The following is a 20,081-nucleotide window of genomic DNA, read 5'->3' as shown; positions in this document are numbered from 1 at the left end:
TGTGAATATGACTTTATCGTGTAGTGTAAAAATATAAAAATTAAGTGATTTCCTTCGTTTTCAGTCTAAACGTCGCCATCATTAAAATTCCAAAAAGGATACAAGCAAATAATAAATGTGCGGTTTGAACCAAACCTGGAACATTGAAATGGTTTAAAATAACTCCACTTAATAATTCAATCGCTAACATTGCGAAAACCCAATGAATGATGCGTAAATCTTTTCTTTTTCTAGAAATCCAAAACATCACAGCGATTAAGCCCAAGACTAGCCAAGAAGAACTTCTGTGAATAAAGAATATGAGACCTAAATTTTCAGCCCAACCTTCTCTTCCAATTCCCGCTTTTGTAAGGTGGTCAATTTCCTCTCTAACTTGAGTTCCTAAAAACATTTGCGCAAAAACAACAACGAAAATGAAGAAAACCAAGGCATAAAATGGTTTACTTACCCTAATATTTCTTTGTTGAGAAGGAGCGACAATTCTAATGAGGTAAAGCTGTAACCCTATTATGACCAGCGCTAAGAAGAGATGTACAGTAATTGTCCATGGAACAAGGTTTGTCGCGACAACTATAGAGCCAAACCAAGCCTGGAACACCAATAAAAGGAGGTTGACAGTGGAAACAATGACCAACTTTCGTTTACGGTATTTGAGCATTATCCAAAGAAAAACGAGTAAAACTCCATTTCCGGCCATGAAACCAAACAAGCGATTGGCATATTCTGTCCACGTTTTTCTTACGTTAAAATCTTGTTCGTATAAAATTGATTTGTCATTTCGAATTTTCTCAGCTGTTTCCTCCATTCCAATTGATTCTAGAATGTTGCTGAATTTTTCAACTTTCTTTGCGCGCTTTTCGCTGTAGATGTACTTGTAATCATCTGGTAAAACAGAACTGTCTGTTGGTGGAACCCATTGACCGAAGCATTTTGGCCAGTCCGGACATCCCATTCCACTTCCTGTAATTCTAACAAAGCTTCCCGCTATCACTACGAGAAAAATAAAAACTAAAGTTATCCAATTGACGCTAACAAACCACTTTCCGTATTTCATTACAAGCTATTTTTATAAAAAAATGTCACTTTACAAAAATACTATTCAAACGATTATAAAGGCGGGAATTTCAAATGTTTTTCCAAATTTTACGCAAGCGAAAAAGTATGTGTTACCGTGTGGACGTTTTGTAAAACGTCCGCACCATACGTATTGAAATGTCATCAATGTCAGTTTTCAAAACTGGGAGTAACGCCGATAATGGATTTTTAAAACACAATTGGCTTGAAGTTCATTGAGACAGAGTTTACACAATGCCTCGTGTTTTTAGCAGTTAACATTTCTCCTTCAAAAACATGGCCTAGATGTCCTTTACAGTTCGCACATACAATTTCAGTTCTTCTTCCATCAGCGTCCAAAACACGTTCTACAGCACCGTCAATTTCATCATCAAAAGATGGCCATCCGCACATAGAGTTAAATTTTGATTCTGAAGTGTAAAGGGGAGCATCGCATTGTTTACATGTATAAACACCTTCCGCTTTTTCATCTAGTAAAGCTCCTGTAAATGGTCTTTCAGTTCCTTTATTAATAATTACTCTGTGCTCTTCAGCTGATAATTCATTGTATTTATTTTCTTCTGACATCATTTTTCTTTTTTATAAAACGTTCAACACTCGGTTATGTTCAATTACAAATATATCAAATTTAAGTTTATTTAAAATGATTCTAAATACCACTTTTATGGTATTGTGAATTCAAAACTACCTCCTTAAATTTGCGACAAAATAAAATACATACTTAAGATGATCAAAAAAATATTTGTTTTTACAGCAGCAGCGACAATGTTAATCGCTTGTAAAAAAGAAGGTTGTACAGATGAATCTGCAATTAATTACAATTCAGAAGCTCAGAAAGATGATGGTTCTTGTGAATTCGATACAGAAGGCGGAACAAGTTATACTGTACCTACTAGTTATATGTTTACAGATGCTAATGGGAATTCAACTGTAAATTTTGATGGTCAAATAGATCGTTTGAGTCAACTAGAAGAAATGGTTGTAAAAATGAAGTCTGGTACTGGAGCAATTGTTTCAGAACAAGATTTATTGGATATGTATGCAAACACTGGAGACAATGGAGGAGGAAACTTCTCATTTACATCTTCAAAGCAATTGGAAAACAAAACATTTACAAATGATGTTCAAATGTTTAAAGATTGGATGGCTGATTTAGCAGTTGCAAGTAATGACAACGGAGAGATGGCGGCAAGTGGACAAGCTGGAGTTTTAACTTCAGGTTCAAGTGCTTATTTGTTTGATGCAAATGGATACGAGCCGGTTCAGTTAATTGAAAAAGGATTAATGGGTGCTATATTCATGCACCAAGCTGTGAATGGATATTTTGCGGATGCTAAAATGAATGTAGACAATACTGATGCTGTTGATGCAGCAAATGGAAAATACTACACTACAATGGAGCACCATTTTGATGAGGCTTTCGGATATTTTGGTGTAGACACTGACTTTCCTTCAAGTATTCCAAGTAGTTTTTGGGGTAAATACTGTAACAGTCGTGATGCTGATTTGAATTCAAATTCAGTAATGATGGACAACTTCTTGAAAGGTCGTGCTGCAATTTCAAATGATGATCTAGACAAGCGTGATGAAGCAATTCAAGAAATTCGTTTAATGTGGGAATTGATTTCTGCTAAACAAGCAGTTTATTACTTGAATGCAGCGATTGGACAATTGGGATCTGATAACGCAAAAGCATTTCACTCACTTTCTGAAGCTTATGCATTCGCATGGAATTTACGTTATGCTCCAACTGAAACAAGAAGAATGTCTCAACCAGAGCATGCTATCTTAATGGAGTTATTTCCAGATAATATGTGGGATATCACTGTTGCAGACATCAATATGATTATTGATGCAATTAATGTGAAGTTTTAATACCAGGGTGATTGTCGAAATAGATATTATGTTTCGACAATCACCCTAAAACAAAAAAGTTATGTTGAAAAGATCGGTAGGATATGTTTTACTTTTGAGCGTTGCACTATTATTTTCCTGTAAGGATAAAGTTGGAAAAGACGAAGATAATACACCTTTTAACAAGGGAGATATGTTGAAAAATGTTTCAGCAAATATCATTCTTCCTTCTTTGAGTCAATTCGATGCTGATATTTCTGAATTAAAATCAAGTTTCATTACTTTTAAAAATGACCCAACAAGTGCAAACTTGGAGGAAGTGAAAATGCATTGGAAATCGGGTTATTTGACATGGCAAACTTTGAAGATTTTTGATTTTGGTCCAATTCGCAACATTGGTTTCAAAAGCGCTACTGGAACTTATCCTGTTGATGCATCTAAAATTCAATCAAATATAAATGCTGGAACTTACAACTTAGCTTCTGCATCAAATTTGGATGCTATTGGATTAAGTGCGTTAGATTATTTACTTTTCAATGACCAAGCTTTGAGCGAATTTCAAACGAACGCAGCTTATGTTGTTTATACCGATGAAGTAATTCAAAAACTGTCTAGTGAAACACAAACAATTGTGAATGGTTGGTCAACATATAGAGGAACATTTAACGAATCTACTGGAACTTCTTCAACTTCTGCTTTCTCTGAATTTGTAAATGAATTCAACAGAGATTATGAATTAGCGAAGACTGCAAAAATTGGAATTCCTATTGGAAAAGCAAATTTAGGTTTAACAAATCCGGAATATGTTGAAGCAAGGTATAGCGGAATTTCTTTCGAGCTGTTAGTGGAGAGCGTTAAAGCTTTAAAAGTAACTTACAATGGTTCTGGCGGACTTGGTTTTGACGACTATTTAGTGAATTTGGAAAGAACTGATTTGGATGATATTATCAATGATAAGTTTGATATAATTATTTCAAAAGCAGAAGGGTTTTCAATGACTTTAGAACAAGCAATCAACGATCCTTCGATGGTAAATCAATTGGATGAATTGTACTTACATCTGCAACAACAAGTTGTAAATATCAAAACTGATATGACAGCAGCGTTTGGCGTTTTGATTACATATCAAGACAACGACGGTGATTAAAAATATAAGCCTTAGTGTGAAAGCTGGTTTTTTTAAGCAAACAGCGATAGCTCCATTAATTATGTTTCGCATAATTTTTGGAGCTATGCTGCTTTTTAGTAGTCTGCGTTTTATTATGAAGGGTTGGGTGGAAACGCAGTACATTGAACCACAATTTTTCTTCGGATATTTAGGCTTTGAATGGGTAAAACCCTTGCAAGGAAATTTGATGTATATTCCATTTGTCATTATGGCAATTGCAGCCTTGTTTATCATGTTGGGGCTTTTTTACCGTGTGAGTACCTTTATTTTCTTTGTGTGTTTCACCTATGTTGAACTTCTCGATAAGTCAAATTATCTCAATCACTATTATTTCATCAGTTTAATGAGTTTTTTGATGATGTTGGTTCCAGCCCATCGCGATTTTTCTATTGATGCAAAACTTTTTCCTAAAATTAGAACAAAAGAAACCGCTTCTTGGCATATTGGAATTCTGAAGTTTCAATTGGCTGTCGTTTATATTTTCGCTGGGTTAGCAAAGTTGAATGCAGATTGGTTTTTTGAAGCGCAACCATTGAGAACTTGGCTTCAAGCACATCACAATTTACCATTGGTTGGAGGACTTTTGCAAGAAGAAATTACAGCTTACTTTTTTAGTTGGTTTGGTTGTATTTATGATTTATTCATCGTGTTTTTCCTGATGTACAAAAGAACCAGACCATTCGCTTATGTTGCAGTTATAGTTTTTCATATTGTGACATGGCTGCTATTTCCAATAGGCGTTTTCCCGTGGGTGATGATTTTCTCTACTACGATATTCTTTGGTGTGAAATTCCATCAACAACTTTTAAATGGATTGAAAAAACTGTTTAAATGGACAGAAAAACTTCCTGAAACGATAAAAAGCATTCCATCTCCAAAACCTTTTGTGAAATATGGAATCATTTTATTTAGCGCAATTCAAATTCTAGTTCCTATGCGATTCTTGGCGTATCCAGGCGATTTATTTTGGAATGAAGAAGGTTTTAGATTCTCTTGGCGCGTGATGTTGATGCACAAAGAAGGTCACGCTACTTTTTATGTTACCGATAAAGCATCTGGAAGAACTATTGAAATAAACAATACCGATTATTTGACTGTTAGACAAGAAGATCAAATGATGACACAACCAGATATGATTTTACAGTTTGCTAAAATTTTAAAGAAAGAATTTGATGGAAAAACCTTTTCAAATAGCGAACAATCGATAACTTTGCGCGATCCTGCGGTGCATGCTGAAGTATTTGTTTCATTGAACGGCAGACCATCGCAGTTATTTATTGATAAAAAACACGATTTGACAGAATTGCCATACAATTTGAAACACCGTAATTGGATTGAAACTTTTGAAAAATGAGAATAATATTAATTATCATATCATTTTTTATAGTGTCCCCAATTATTGGGCAGGAGACTTATCGTGGGGTAATTGTTGATCAACAAAATGATGAATTGCCAGGAATAAAAATCCAAAATCTTAATTCTAAAAAACTCCAAAGAACATCAATTGATGGAGAATTCTCTTTTCTAGCCAATTTAAATGATACCATAGAATTTACCTATACTTCTTACGACACTTTAAGAATTATCGCAGGAAAAGACATTGAATTGAACAAATCGAAGAGGTTCGAAATGAAATATGAAACCCAAGAAATGGGGGAAGTAATGATCATTAAGAAGAGAATGGCCGATTTTAATGTTGGATTCATGCCGCCCATCAAAGGAGTTAGACTAAATACAGGGACAAATTCAATTATTGAATTAGAAAATTTAAGTGGAGCAAAATCTACGGGTAACGCCAGAGAAATGTATGCAAAAGTTCCAGGATTAAATATTTGGGAAAATGATGGCGCAGGAATTCAAGTTGGAATTGGAGGTAGAGGATTAAGTCCAAAAAGAACTGCGAATTTTAATACACGTCAAAATGGATACGACATCAGTGCAGATGCTTTGGGTTATCCAGAAAGTTATTACACGCCACCAATTGAAGCATTAAAAAGCATAGAAATTATTCGTGGTTCTGCAGCGTTGCAGTTCGGAACGCAGTTTGGAGGTTTACTGAATTTCGAAATTTTAGACCCCGTTAAACATTCGCCATTTGAATTTACAAGCAGAAATACGGTGGGAGGGTATGGCTATAAAAGTACATTCAATCGTATTTCTGGAACACACAAAAGATTCTTTTATCAAGCATATCATCAATACAAAACAGGCGATGGCTATAGAGATAACAGCGAATTTTATCAGCACCAAGCCTTTGCTCAACTCGGTTATTATTTAAACGAAAATTGGACTGTGAGTGCCGAGTTTACCCATATGAATTATACGACCAAACAAGCAGGTGGATTAACAGATTTAGGATTTGAAGAAGATCCTCGCCAAAGTGTGCGTGACAGAAATTGGTTTGCTGTAGATTGGAATTTATTGGCCCTAAAATCCACTTATGAAATCAATAAGTCTACTACGTTTGATGTACGTGCTTTTGGAATGATTTCTAACAGAAGAACAATAGGATTTTTAGGAAAAATAACCCAAACGGACCAAGGAGGAAACAGAGAAATGATTTATTCCGACTTTATGAACGGTGGAGTGGAAGCGCGTTTCTTAAAGAAATACAGTTGGTATAAATCTGAAACTGAACCTGCAAAAGTGAAAGGAGCACTGCTTGTTGGAGCGAGAGTTTATCAAGGTCAAACCCAAACCAGACAAGGAACGGCAGCAGATGGAGATGACGCTAATTTTATGTTCATCAATCCTGATGATGTGGAAGGTTCTTCTTTTGATTATCCATCAGTCAATCAAGCCTTATTTGCTGAAAACATGTTTTTCGTTGGAGAGAAATTGAGATTTAATGTTGGAGTTCGTATTGAGAATATTTCAACGAGTTCAGAAGGATTTTACAAGCAATATGTTGTACACCCAATTAATTTCGACACTTTAGCTATAAGCCGCGTAAATGATACGAATAATGTTGAACGAACCGTTCCCTTATTTGGAGCAGGAGTTTCTTATAAAACAGGAGCGAAATCCAGTTTGTACACCAACATTACACAAAACTACCGAGCAATTAACTTTACAGATATTCGTGTAACGAATCCTAACGTTGTGGTGGATCCAAACATAAAAGATGAATACGGATTTACATCAGAATTAGGCTTCCGTGGCTTATTGAAAGATATCTTAATCTATGATTTATCGGCATTCTATATTTTCTACGGTGATAAAATTGGATTCGCTCCAAAACCAAAAACCGTCAAAAAAGAAAGAACAAATATTGGTGACGCTCAAAATTATGGGTTAGAAACTTTTGCAGAAATTGATTGGCTGAAATTAGGAGCCAAAAAACGCGATTGGTCCTTAAATACTTTCATAAACGCTTCCTACATCAACGCCAATTACATCAATTCCAAAGAGCCAAATTACGTAGGTAATAAAGTGGAATACGTAAGTACCTTCATGGTAAAATCAGGAATTAGTTCTTCCTTCAAAAACTGGACACTAAAAGTACAAGGAAGTTTCAATTCCGCACAATTCTCTGACGCTTCCAATGCAATAGAACCTTCCGGAGATGCTGTAATCGGTGAAGTGCCAGCGTACGCAGTTTTTGATTTCAGCGGAAAATATACTTTTAAAAAATGGTTTCAGGTGGAGTTTGGAGTGAACAACTTTACAAATGCGAGTTATTTTACGAGGAGGGCGACGGGTTATCCTGGCCCTGGGATTTTACCTTCGGATGGAATATCTGGGTATGTTACGCTACAGTTTAAAATTTCTAAGTAATTTTTAATTACGAATTAAATATTCAATGGGATTATAAAAACATCGTTAAAAGGAAAGGACCTCTCGAACGATTGAAATAAACAGGCAGTTGCCTAAATTATTTAGGGTGTAGCTGTTTAGGCTGTAAATATTTAAAAAATTAAATGTTAATTTGCATAAAGTGGAGCTGAAAGGAAAGTGCTTTTGATCCCGCTTTAATCGCAATTAACTCTAATTAGAAATGGAAAAACGACACCTCAACAAACTATGAAAACAATGAAACATATTTTAACGCTTTTAATTTTTTTTGCTGTAGAATCGACTTTCGCCCAATCAAGTATCCCTGACTTTTTAATAGGAACTTGGAAAATGGAAAATAAAGAAGTTTATGAACATTGGGACAAACTCCATGAAAATACCTTAAAAGGATTTTCATATAATTTGAAGGACGGACAAATGTTCATTTCTGAATATTTGGAGATCAGAAGAGATACTAATAAAATAATTTATTCCGCAACTGTCCTTAAACAAAATTCAGGTAAAGCTGTGTATTTTACATTAACAAAACAGGATAGCATTTATACTTTTGAAAATCCAAATCACGATTTTCCGAAAAAAATTGTTTATCAAAAATTGAATGATAAAGAGATATATGTGCAGGTTTCGGATGGAAAACAAAAGAATTTTGCATATAAAATGCTAAAGCAGTATCAAAAGGAAGAAAAAAATGATTCTACAATTGTAAACCCTAATTATGACAAGGCATTAGCCGAAAAATTAGGTGGTGATGATTATGGAATGAAAAGTTACTTTCTGGTCATTTTGAAAACAGGAACAAATGCTACAACCAACAAAGAACTTATATCAAAAAGCTTTAGAGGTCATTTGGACAATATAAACCGTTTGGTTGAGGAAGGTAAACTTATTGTAGCAGGTCCTTTGGGAGAGAATGAAAATAATTACAGAGGTATTTTTATTTTGAACAACCTTAAGACGATAGAAGAAGCCAAAGATTTACTACAAACCGACCTTGCAGTTAAAAATGGACTCTTGGATTACGAAATATATAATTGGTATGGTTCAGCTGCACTTCCCGAATATATACCCTTCTCTGAGAAAATAACGAAAATTAAACCATAGTATATTGGGACAAAACAACAAAAAAAAACAAAGGTTGATAACCATATTGAAAATTCAGGTTAATATAGGAGCAATGGATTGAATTTGTCAATTTTGTTGCCCACATAGTAAAAAATCGACTCGACATATTGACCCTATACTAATGGAAGTTGTAGGTTAGAATGATAATTAAGTCTGTTAAACACACATATTCAATAAATGGTTAAACCTCACCTTTTTGAAAGTCCCGGAAGTTCTTGAAATCTGCTTCCCTGTTATCTGGATTTTATTTTTTTTAACCCATTTATCATAATCATACGCTTTCGAATTCCTTTGATTATTGATCTTCAAAATTTCCCCTTTCAGTTTTTATTTGCTATTTTATTTACCTAAATACGCCATTTATCAAATCCAATCACATTGGTTGTAGGGAGAAAGTATGGTAGATGATTAGAAATATGGAAAATATGAAAGAGAATAGAAAACAGACCTTTTTACTCATCGTCGGAATCATTTGTCTACCGCTAACATTGTATAAATACTATACTTTAGGCGATTCTGATTTTAAATATTTACTTGGAGTGGTCTTAAGTTTATGGCTTATTTATGACTACTATATTTATAAAACTAAGCGTACTCATATCTTTGATATTTTCAAAAGCAAATTGAAAGATGAAGGGAATTAATCATGATTCCCCGTTGTTATATTAGTTTCTTTGATTAAAATCAGCATTGAGCATTGAATAAAAAAAAGGATACTGGCAAGAATTTAATCCAATTCAGTTGTAAATCGAGACTATCGGTAAGTTACCTGGGATAAAAAAAACAAGTAATCATTTTTAACCACTCACAACAATACTTTTATTCGTTTTTGACTATTTTTAAACTTCTATAATAATTAAATGCTAGTCAGTTTTTAAATATTTAATGGAGGCTAATTATTGAATTAATTGATATGAAAATAGGGAAGAAAATTATTATTTGGTTTTTATATTTCTTACTTATTCCATTAACTTTTATAATGGCTTCTTTAATTCTCTCCTTTATTACAATTGACAGAATTGTACATGATGAAAATCCTGAAAAACTAATATATTTAAGTACGAATGGAGTTCATTTAGATATTGTAATTCCAGTTGAAAATATAGACAGTTTAGTTCTGTCCGGACTAAAATACAATAGAAGCGAAAAGTATTTATCGTTTGGTTGGGGTGATGAAAATTTCTACATAAACACACCAACTTGGGGAGATTTAACTTTCAATAATGCTTTTAGTGCTATGTTTTTGAAAAGTTCAACGTTAATGCACATAACTCGCTATCAGACTGAACGTTCAGATTGGATTGAAATAAAAGTAAATGAATCTGAGTTACAAAAACTGAACAGCTACTTACTGAACACTTTCGAATTAAATCAAAAAGGAAAAAAAGTAATTCTTAAAAACAAAGGATATTCCTCTGCAGATGATTTTTATAAATCAAAAGGAAGTTATTCGTGTTTTAATACATGTAATAGCTGGGTGAATACCGGATTTAAAGAAAGTGGATTGACATCATGTTTGTGGACACCTTTTGACTTTGGATTAATGAATAAATATGAGTAACTATATGGAGTAGAGTATTTTATGTATGTGGTGGTATTTATTCTTTCCTTTGATTTCAAGCTTAATTCATCTCATTTGAATCATTTTTCGAATAAAAAATTCAGGAAGTAGAACTTTAAAAATCAAATCAATTTCTCAAGAAACTGTCTTCCAATTCGGAATGTTGAGACGAAAAATACTATCTTGTACCATTGATTCTTTAATAAGAACCAGGAAGCAAAGTGAAACATTCATTGATTTACGCAATGAAGAGAATTTAGAAATAAAACATTGAATTATGGAGCCAGCACTTAAAACAATGATTGACAATATGCCTGAAAAGACAGGTAAGTCACTCGATGAATGGAAAAAAATCCTCAAAGAAAAATCTTTTGCTAAACATTCCGAAGGAGTAAAATACCTCAAGACAGAACATGGTGTTACCCATGGATTCGCCAACACAATTGTGACTTTGTCTAAAGAAGAAAATAGTTCATCAGATGACTTGGTCGAAACGCAATACAGAGGCAAAGAAAATCTGTTCCCAATTTATCAATCGCTGTTAGAATATGTTGATACATTAGGGAAGGATATTACCATAACTCCGAAAAAAGGAAGTGTGAGCATAATTAGAAAAAAACAATTCATGCTCATTAAACCTGCCACAAAAACTAGAATTGATTTAGGGTTTAAGTTGAAAGACAAACCAACAACAGAAAGGTTAGAAAATTCCGGTCCTTTTGGAACTATGTGTACACATAGAGTGAAAATTTCTGAAAAATCTGAAATTGATAAGGAACTAAAAGAATGGATTTCTGAAGCCTATGATAAATCAGTTTAAAAACGCTAAAGTGAAGTGTTTTTGCCAAATACGAAAAAAAACCATGTCCATTCAGGATTAAAAGACGGGATTTACGGATCACAAAATGTTATTTAGGATAAAGGTGATTCTTCTTTATCAGTTGATTGTGTGAAAAAATTTATTCTGGAGTCTGAAAAGAGAATAATGGAAATTGCATCATTAAAATCACTCATCACAACCTAAATAACCACCAACTCGCGTTAAACATTAATAATTAACCATTAATCATTACTTCACGTAATCCTGCTTATGCACCAACATATATTGATTGTCATCCATTTTTAAATATCCTTGGTCATAGCAGAAAATGTATTGACTTCCTTTTTGGGTGGTGTAAATATTGGTGTAATAGTGAAAGTTAAATCCTTCTTCGGCCATCGTAATTCCGTCTACAGTTTTCTTCCCGTCTGGATTTAGTTTTGCCAAAATACGCCTGTTTTTACGCAAAATATTATTGATTCTTCGCATGTAGTTACTGCTGTCTTCATTCAATCTGTTGTTGAAGGTGTTTCGACAATAATCACCACAGAATTTTTGATCTCTTCTTCCTGTGAGTGGTGTTTGGCATTCTTTACATAATCGTTTTTCTTTGGTTCCTGACATAAGAAGATTGTTTAGTACAATTTAAATAAAAAAAATGAAACAAAACAATATACGCCAAATGTCGTATTGTGAAATATGTATTTTACCCCTAAATTTGCTAAAAAACAATTAGTTATGAAAAATACAAAAATTATTATCTCAAGTTTAACGTTGGTGTTTGGACTGGGATTAAGTTCATGTAAAAAGGAAGGTTGTACAGATCCTACAGCAACAAATTATAACGCAGAAGCAGAGAAAGACGATGGAAGTTGCATAGTTGCAGATCCAAACACTCCATCTTCACCAGGCTCATTCACGCCAAATTTTTCGGGTGAATTTGCAGGATTAATTGCAATCAAAACAATGACCACTACAGATACTCCGATTGGTCCAGTAGATACTGAATTTGGAACTGCAGTTGCTGTGTTTAGTGAAAATTCAGGTGCATCATTTGTAAGTGCTGGTACAGTTAGTGTTGATGGTGAATCGCTTTCTGCACAAAATAACAATTCCTATATTTACATGGTAGGAATTACAAACCCAACTGGATTAACATTTGGTTCTACAGTGGATTGGGAAGGGACTGGATCAACATGGGAGTCATTCTCCACTTCAACAAATCAAGGTTTTTCAACAGTCAATGCAATTACTTCAGGTGATGTATCTGTTTCAAGTGACTATACCTTAACAAGTGGTTCTGTAGCCAATGCTGATTCAATATTGTATGCTGTTTATGGTTCAAGCGGAGACAAATTGGTGATTGTTGGAGGAAACAATACATCGTACACTTTCACTGCTGCTGAATTAGCTAACTTAGGTCAAGGTTCGGGTTATGCACAAGTTGTTGGACTAAACTACGACAAGAAAGTAATTGGTGCAAAAGACTACTGGCTAATTAACGAAACTGTGAGAACGAAATCGATTAATGTAACGCAATAACAATTAATTAGACATCAATATTCATCAAATTATTACTAACCATTTAAATCAAATTATGTTGGTTGGGTTTCGTAGGGGCATTTTGCAAAAGACCCCTACGAAAATCCACACAACATTTTTTATTAATGACTATGCGCCGTCTCTCCTTTTAACATCTCAGCAATCAAATAATACGCCCCATTTTGAACAATCATAGCATTTTCAGGTAATGGCTTTAACAAATCAACAGCTATCCAATTACCTTCTTGTTTACCTGTTTTCACTTCAACCATTTGAAATTCGAATTCCTCTTTTCGCTTTTCCTGAGTTTGAGTAGTAATGAAAATATACGTTTTTTCATCTTCAGTAATAATTGCAGATTCGGGCAAAGCCATAATTTCACTGGCCTGAGTATAAATCTTTCCCTTAATGTACATTCCAGCAACAAGATTAAAATCTTTTTCTTCTATTTCGGCATGAATATGAACTGCTCTAGGAGATTCTTCAAAACGTTTTCCAACAGAAATGATTTCTGCCATTAATGGTTGACTAGATGTAGCCACTGTGAATTCAATTTTCTGACCTTTTTTTACATACATAACATCTTTTTCGAATACCATAAAATCTGCATGAAGATGTTCTGTATTTACAATTTTAAACATTGTGGTTTGTTGTTCAACATACTGCCCAATTTGAATGTCAACGGCTTCTATTGACCCATCGATAGGACTTTTCACAGGAATTCTATCATACAAATTTCCTTCTTGTATGTATTTTAAACTCAAATTTAACTGTTTCAATTGTGCTGCATAACCATTCATCTCGCCTTTATTTGAGAGGTATTCTGACTTCGATTTTTGCATGTCTTTCCCTGCTCCAATTTCTGCTTCAGAAAGCTTTGTTTGTCTGTCAAATTGCTTTGATAAATAAGCGTCATTGTGAAATGCTTTTAAATATGCAGTTTGAATATTGATGAAATTAGGATGACTCAAATAAGCCAAAGTTTGACCTTTTTTTACATTTTGTCCTTCTATTACTTCAATTGAAACCACATTACCTCCAAAAATTGATGTTATTGTTGCCTCGTGTTGAGGAGGAACCTCCAGGCTTCCATTGGTATATACAATTCCTTCGAAGGTGTGTTTTTGCATGGTATCCAATTCAATTCTTAAACTTTTGAATTTTTGTGTTGAAAGATGAACTTCATTTGTTGCGTGATCGTGATCATCAACGTGTTTTGTTGCTTCATCTGTTGCAGATTCATTTGCTGTGCAAGAATAAAGCCCAATAATCAGAATTAAACTTGCGATATATTTTATGTGTGATTTCATTATTCTAAATTTTTGTAAATCGATATAATTATGTTTTCTCAACTATTAATCTTGGATGTAAAATTCAAGTAAGTAACGTTGTTTTAAATAATTGTCAAGCGCATTCCAAGCATCCAATTCAATGCTAATTGCAGATCTCACTGCTTGTAAGAATCCTGAATAATCTACTGCTCCTTCTTTAAAAGCTTCAATTGCACTTTTTCTTTGTAGTTGCGCCATGGGTAAAGCTTCTTCTTGATAATAAATCCATGTATTTTTCCATTTCAAGTAATCCTCATAAACAGAATTGACTTCTAAATTCAATTCCATTTTTTGTTGTTGAAAATTTTGTGCTGCAATTTTTCTGTCAATTTTTGCAGCTTGAGATCGTCCCAATTGTTTGTTGAAAACCAATGGAATATTCACGCCAATTTGATAGGTGTAAAATCCAGTTTGTGCTCCAATTTTCTGCTCTCCAATTTGTCCGTTGAATGTTGGTAAATACTGCGAATTTTGATTTTTTATTTTTGCGTCCGAGATATTGATTTGTTGCTCATGATAGGAGAGAAGCGGATGATCTGTAATAGAATCAGAGTTCAGTTCGATGAGGTCAATAAAATTTTTCTCATCAATCGAAGGTGCCGTATAAATTGTATCACTGACCAACCAAAGGTTTAATTTTTGAACAGCTTTGATGTAATCATGGTACTTTTGGCCCTTTTTAATTCTCAATTCATTCGCTTCATTGGCTGTAGATAAATAAGATAAATTTGAAATATCTTCTACCTCATATCTTAATTTTTCAGTGGCTTTGATTTTCGTAAACACAGAATCCAAAGCTTGATAAACTTTGTAAGTGGATTGGCTTGTATAAACTTCAGCCCAAGCTTTTTTTACTTCATATCGAATGGAAACTTGAGATATTTCTAAAGCTTTTTCGGCTAAAATAACCTGTTCATTCTGAAGTCTTATGGCCGACCCAATTCCAAACAAATTGATGTTGCTTTGCTGAATTCCTATTCGAGTATAAACTCCACTTTCGCCATTTCCAGCTTCTTCTTTTCCAGTATAAACAGTGGTGTTTCCTAAATCCCAAGCTGTTTTCTTTAATACATTTTGATGATCAATTTCTAATTGTTTTGCTTTCAACAAAGGCCATCTTTTTAGCGCTTGTTCTTGGGCTTCTTCAATTGAAATTTCTTGCCAACTTTCCTGTAGTGTATTTTGTGCTTTGAACATGGGTGTAACGAGAATAAATAATACTCCGATTCCCATCGCAAGTTTAGGATTTCGATTTGTTTTCATCTTTCTTTTTTCTAAATACATGTATAAAATAGGTAAGACAATTAATGTGAGTATTGTTGCGCTAATCATTCCTCCAATTACAACGGTTGCCAACGGTCGCTGAACTTCAGCACCAGCTGAAGCGGAAAATGCCATTGGCAAGAATCCAAAAATATCTGTTACTGCGGTCAACATAATTGGTCGAATTCTTTCTCTCGTTCCCGTGAAAATTCTTTCCTTAATATCTATCATACCTTCCATTTTTAGAGAATTAAATCGATTAATCAGTACTAAACCATTCAAAACAGCGACTCCGAAAAGAACGATAAATCCTACTCCAGCAGAAATACTAAATGGCATATCGCGCAGCCATAATGCATAAACTCCTCCAATAGCTGCCAAAGGAATGGCGATGTAAATCATGATGGATTGTGCAAATGATTTTAATGCGAAATAGAGTAAAACGAAAATTAAAACCAGTGCAATTGGAACAACAATCATTAAGCGATTTGTAGCGCTTTCTAAATTTTCAAATTGCCCTCCATACGAAATGTTGTATCCTGGAGGAAGGTTGAGTTCGTTTTTTACTTTCTCTTGGATGTCAGTCACCACGGATTTTACATCTCGACCTCTGGTGTTTACACCAACATAAGTCTGACGGTAAGTGTCGTCCCTTGATATTTGCATTGGACCAGGTTCGTATTCTATCGTTGCAAATTCTTTTAACATTACCTGAGAACCATTCGGTAAATCCACAAATAACTTTCGGATATCGTCAATTGAAGAGCGGTAGTTTTCACCATAGCGTACTACCAAGTCGAAGCGGCGTTCACCTTCGTAAATTGTTCCTGCAACGCCACCAGCCAAAGCTGTGCTCAAATAGGTGTTCAATTGTTCAATCGAAACTCCATATTGTGCTACTTTATCTCTGTCAAATTTGATGTTAATTTGCGGTAGACCTGATGTTCTTTCAGCATTTACATCTCCTACACCTTTGATGTTTTTTACTAATTCAGCGAGTTCTGTTGCTTTTTCGTTCAAAACGTCTAAATCTTCACCATAAATTTTGATAGCCACATCTTCTCGAACTCCTGTCAATAATTCGTTGAATCTTAATTCGATGGGTTGACTAAAAACAATGTTAACACCGACTAGTACTTCTGCTAATTTCTCTTGCATTTTTCCGATCAATTCTTCTTCACTTTCAGCACTTGTCCATTTGCTGTGGTCTTTCTCCAAAATCACAAACATATCGGCAATATCCATAGGCATAGGATCAGTTGGGATATCCGCAACCCCAATTCGAGAACCAGCCGAAAGAACTTCTGGGAAATTTTCCAATAATGTATTTTCAATTTTAGTAGAAGTGGCAATCATTTCCTCCAAACTACTTCCTGGTCGAATCAATGCTTGAATCGCCAAATCTCCTTCTTTTAATTGTGGAATAAATTCTCCACCCATTCTTGAAAAAGTGAAAATGGTCATTCCTAAAATCAAAGCTGCGATTCCAATTACTATTAATCTGAATTTCATTGCAGCTTCCAAAATTGGGTGATAAATCTTATTGATTCCTCCAATAATTGCATTGCTAAATCTTTCAAGTTTTACTTCAAATTTAGCGTACCAACTTTTCTTGTTTTGAATAGGTCGCATAAATAAAGCGGACATCATTGGTACATAAGTCAGACATAAAATAATAGCCCCAATCATGGCAAATCCAAATGTATAAGCCATTGGTTTGAACATTATTCCTTCAACACCCGTCAAAAATAAAATAGGCATAAAGACAATTAGGATAATGATTTGACCAAAAAATGCTGATTCCATCATGGTGTTACTGGCTTCAATGGCTACATTATCCATTTCTTTTCTTGTGAAATGGAGTGTCCCTTTTTTGATTCTTCGCTGAATTTCAAAAACAGTTCCTTCAATAATAATTACTGCTCCATCTATGATGATTCCAAAATCAATTGCACCCAAACTCATTAGATTTGCCCAAACACCGAATTGTTTCATGAGAATAAAAGCAAATAATAAAGCCAAAGGAATGGTAGTTGCTGTAATTAAACCACCTCTAAAACTTCCGAGTAGAATCACCAAAGCGAAAATCACAATTAACGCTCCTTCAATTAAATTGGTAGCAACTGTATCTGTTGTTCTTGCAATTAATTGGCTTCTGTCTAAATAAGGAACAATTTTCAACCCTTCAGGAAGGGAAGATTGTATTCTTTCAATACGCTCTTTAACATTTGTGATTACTTTGTTGGGATTGGCGTCTTTCAACATTAAAACCATTCCACCAACAGCCTCTTTTCCATCCTTTGTGAAAGCTCCGTAGCGCACTTGGTGTCCGAATCCGATGTTTTCAGCGATATCTCCAATGGTAACAGGGATTCCGTTTTCCGATTTAACAGGAATCTTGCGAATATCATCTAAAGAGCGAATTAGTCCTTCCCCACGAATGAAGTTAGCCATTTTATTTCGTTCGATATATGCTCCACCGGTATTGGTGTTGTTTTCCTCTAAAGCTGTGTAAACATCACTAATTGTAACATTCATCGCTTTTAATTTGTCTGGGTCAATACTTACTTCATATTGTTTGACGTTCCCACCAAAAGCATTTACGTCAACTACTCCTTCGATAAGTGTAAGTTGTCTTGCAACGATCCAATCCTGAACCGTCCGCAATTCCGTTAAAGTATAAAGTGAATCATAATCTGGTTCAACTTCAATACTGTATTGATAAATTTCGCCTAGTCCTGTAGTGATTGGTCCCATGCTTGGCGCTCCAAACTTCGCGGGAATATTTTGACGTACATCAATTAGTTTTTCCTGTACCAACTGTCGGGCATGGTAAGTCCCAATTTCCTCATCAAAAACAATAGTTACAACGGATAAACCAAAGCGTGAAATCGAACGAATTTCTTGAACTCCGGGCAAATTCCCCATTTCAACTTCTACAGGATAAGTCACGAATTGTTCTATATCTTCTGTAGATAAATTGGGTGAAACTGTCATTACCTGAACTTGATTGTTCGTAATGTCAGGCACGGATCCTAAGTTGATTGTGCGCATTGAGAAAATTCCAAAACCGATGATGGCTAAGGTCATTAACCCGATGATTAACTTGTTATTGATGGAAAATGATATAATTCTATAAATCATTTTTTCTTGTATTTAATTAAAATGTAATGGAATTAAAAAAGTATAATTCCGTCGATTAAGGACTTTATAGAAAGCCCAAAATGAACTGTCGTTTAGACAATTCTTATTTTACACAAGAAAAAATGGAGGTCCACGCTGCTGTGAGCTCAGTAGTTCCGGTGGAGAATATTCGGGAATTGAATATTCAACAAATCCTAAGGAAGATTCAAATGCTGGAATAAAAAACTTAGGGTATTTTAAAACTGCGATAATTGCCAGTGAATTAACATTGACGTTTTGGTGATGAACATTTGCAAAAAAACCGAATTCACATTTCTCTTTTGGATCATCTACATCATCAAAAATATGTTGAAGAATATTCACCATAGAAGTTTCATCGTCATGTGCTTCGTGTCCAATATGTGCTTCTGTTGGATTGGTTGAATCATGGAAATGGTTGGTATGAATAGAAACAACGTGCTGTTGATGCTCATAATCGCTTTCACAACGAGGCATAAGATTGTTGGTAAGTCCAACGATATAGCCTACGATTAATAAAAGTGATATGGAATAACGAATTGCTGTCATCTGATTGTAAAGGTATTAATTTAAATCTAATGTTGAAGATTTTAACTTTTCTATAATGTTATTTATTCTGTTTTTAAATAGTGGGAACTTATTCCTCTCTGCAATTGAAATGAGATTAGAATCTCTATTTTTATTAGCTCATAGTCAGAAACAATTTGAAATAGTAAAACTGTTAAATTAAGGGTATAATCCAAAGAGTTTTTTTGGAAATTATCAATTATCCAACGCGTTAATAAATACTAAACCCCACCCAAAACACCCACTAGCTAATTAATAATTATTATTTTAAGCTTTATGTTATAATTTGGTTTTTCAACTGAATTAATTCTATTAATTTTCACACTTTAAAATGCTTCGTAGAACATTATTAATTTTTTATTTCTTTATGCTGAACTCATCAAACCATGCTCAAATTTCCATCCCTCAATCAATTATAAGTGAGGCTGAAACAGCTTTGAGTTTCTATCCTGAATTAAAAGAAATTAACCTAGAAATTAGATTCAAAAAGAACATTAAGAAGTCCACAATGCAAGCTCGACCTAAGATTGGTAGTTTCTTTAAAAGCAGGAAGAATCGAGAATACATAATTCTGATTAGCGAGAAATTTAAAATTTCGGATCAAGAATTTTCAACAATAGATGTCCCAAAAGATGTAATGATTGGGTGGATTGGTCACGAACTTGGACACATAATGGATTACCAAAACAGAAGCAAATTAAACCTAGTTTGGTTTGGATTAAAATATCTTTTTTCTGCGAAATCGATAGTAGAAGCAGAGCGTTCTGCCGATACATTTGCCGTACAACAAGGAATGGAAGAATATATTCTAAAAACTAAAGA

At 34.2% G+C, this 20,081-nt stretch carries 15 protein-coding genes; 9 read left to right on the top strand and 6 right to left on the bottom strand.

Features of this window, described 5'->3' with window-relative positions; genetic code table 11:
* Positions 1–40 precede the first annotated feature (40 nt).
* Positions 41–1,054: a COX15/CtaA family protein gene (locus C6368_RS00080; protein WP_107037134.1), complete on the bottom strand. Its 1,014-nt coding sequence runs from the start codon at positions 1,052–1,054 to the stop codon at positions 41–43.
* A gap of 209 nt (positions 1,055–1,263) precedes the next feature.
* Positions 1,264–1,644: a methionine-R-sulfoxide reductase gene (locus tag C6368_RS00075; protein ID WP_107037133.1), complete on the bottom strand. Its 381-nt coding sequence runs from the start codon at positions 1,642–1,644 to the stop codon at positions 1,264–1,266.
* 156 nt (positions 1,645–1,800) lie between these two features.
* On the opposite strand from C6368_RS00075, the gene C6368_RS00070 reads away from it, so the two are divergent.
* The 7 genes from C6368_RS00070 to C6368_RS00035 all read left to right on the top strand — a co-directional run bounded on the left by C6368_RS00070 (position 1,801) and on the right by C6368_RS00035 (position 11,394).
* The gene (locus tag C6368_RS00070) at positions 1,801–2,949 is read left to right on the top strand and encodes a DUF4856 domain-containing protein (RefSeq protein WP_107037132.1); all 1,149 of its coding nucleotides are present in this window, start codon (positions 1,801–1,803) and stop codon (positions 2,947–2,949) included.
* A 61-nt stretch (positions 2,950–3,010) separates the two neighbouring features.
* Positions 3,011–4,075 carry an imelysin family protein gene (locus tag C6368_RS00065; RefSeq protein WP_107037131.1) on the top strand — a complete coding sequence of 355 codons (1,065 nt, stop codon included), beginning with the start codon at positions 3,011–3,013 and terminating at the stop codon, positions 4,073–4,075.
* A complete protein-coding gene (locus C6368_RS00060; protein WP_394336198.1) occupies positions 4,068–5,450 on the top strand; it encodes an HTTM domain-containing protein in 1,383 nt (460 codons plus the stop codon). Before C6368_RS00065 ends, C6368_RS00060 begins: the two co-directional genes overlap by 8 nt.
* Positions 5,447–7,873, top strand: a complete 2,427-nt coding sequence (locus C6368_RS00055; RefSeq protein WP_107037130.1) for a TonB-dependent receptor domain-containing protein — start codon at positions 5,447–5,449, stop codon at positions 7,871–7,873. Before C6368_RS00060 ends, C6368_RS00055 begins: the two co-directional genes overlap by 4 nt.
* A 255-nt stretch (positions 7,874–8,128) precedes the next feature.
* Complete coding sequence (locus tag C6368_RS17425; protein ID WP_107037437.1) at positions 8,129–8,992, top strand: YciI family protein; 864 nt, start codon at positions 8,129–8,131, stop codon at positions 8,990–8,992.
* Between the two features lie 934 nt (positions 8,993–9,926).
* Positions 9,927–10,574: a DUF2459 domain-containing protein gene (locus C6368_RS00040; protein WP_107037128.1), complete on the top strand. Its 648-nt coding sequence runs from the start codon at positions 9,927–9,929 to the stop codon at positions 10,572–10,574.
* 277 nt (positions 10,575–10,851) lie between these two features.
* On the top strand, positions 10,852–11,394 hold the full coding sequence (locus C6368_RS00035) for a DUF4287 domain-containing protein (protein ID WP_107037127.1): 543 nt from the start codon (positions 10,852–10,854) through the stop codon (positions 11,392–11,394).
* Between the two features lie 249 nt (positions 11,395–11,643).
* Here the strand turns inward: C6368_RS00035 and C6368_RS00030 are convergent, their stop codons facing one another.
* Positions 11,644–12,018 carry a hypothetical protein gene (locus tag C6368_RS00030; RefSeq protein ID WP_107037126.1) on the bottom strand — a complete coding sequence of 125 codons (375 nt, stop codon included), beginning with the start codon at positions 12,016–12,018 and terminating at the stop codon, positions 11,644–11,646.
* Positions 12,019–12,132: 114 nt separating this feature from the next.
* On the opposite strand from C6368_RS00030, the gene C6368_RS00025 reads away from it, so the two are divergent.
* Positions 12,133–12,936: a hypothetical protein gene (locus tag C6368_RS00025; RefSeq protein ID WP_159038327.1), complete on the top strand. Its 804-nt coding sequence runs from the start codon at positions 12,133–12,135 to the stop codon at positions 12,934–12,936.
* Between the two features lie 122 nt (positions 12,937–13,058).
* Here C6368_RS00025 and C6368_RS00020 read toward each other — a convergent pair whose 3' ends face one another.
* From C6368_RS00020 to C6368_RS00010, 3 genes are all read right to left on the bottom strand, one after another.
* Positions 13,059–14,246 carry an efflux RND transporter periplasmic adaptor subunit gene (locus C6368_RS00020; protein ID WP_107037124.1) on the bottom strand — a complete coding sequence of 396 codons (1,188 nt, stop codon included), beginning with the start codon at positions 14,244–14,246 and terminating at the stop codon, positions 13,059–13,061.
* A gap of 45 nt (positions 14,247–14,291) precedes the next feature.
* Positions 14,292–18,674, bottom strand: coding sequence for a CusA/CzcA family heavy metal efflux RND transporter (locus tag C6368_RS00015; protein WP_107037123.1), 4,383 nt, complete (start codon positions 18,672–18,674; stop codon positions 14,292–14,294).
* A 108-nt stretch (positions 18,675–18,782) separates the two neighbouring features.
* Positions 18,783–19,241 (bottom strand): hypothetical protein, encoded by a 459-nt coding sequence (locus C6368_RS00010; protein ID WP_107037122.1) that lies wholly within the window; start codon positions 19,239–19,241, stop codon positions 18,783–18,785.
* 385 nt (positions 19,242–19,626) lie between these two features.
* Between C6368_RS00010 and C6368_RS00005 the strand changes: the two genes are divergently transcribed.
* On the top strand, positions 19,627–20,081 hold a 455-nt coding region (locus tag C6368_RS00005), incomplete at its 3' end, for a hypothetical protein (RefSeq protein ID WP_107037436.1).

Origin of the sequence: Brumimicrobium mesophilum (assembly GCF_003025005.1) — a bacterium.
In the GTDB taxonomy this organism is placed as follows: Bacteria; Bacteroidota; Bacteroidia; order Flavobacteriales_D; family Crocinitomicaceae; genus Brumimicrobium; species Brumimicrobium mesophilum.
This window is presented reverse-complemented; position numbering and strand designations above follow the sequence as displayed.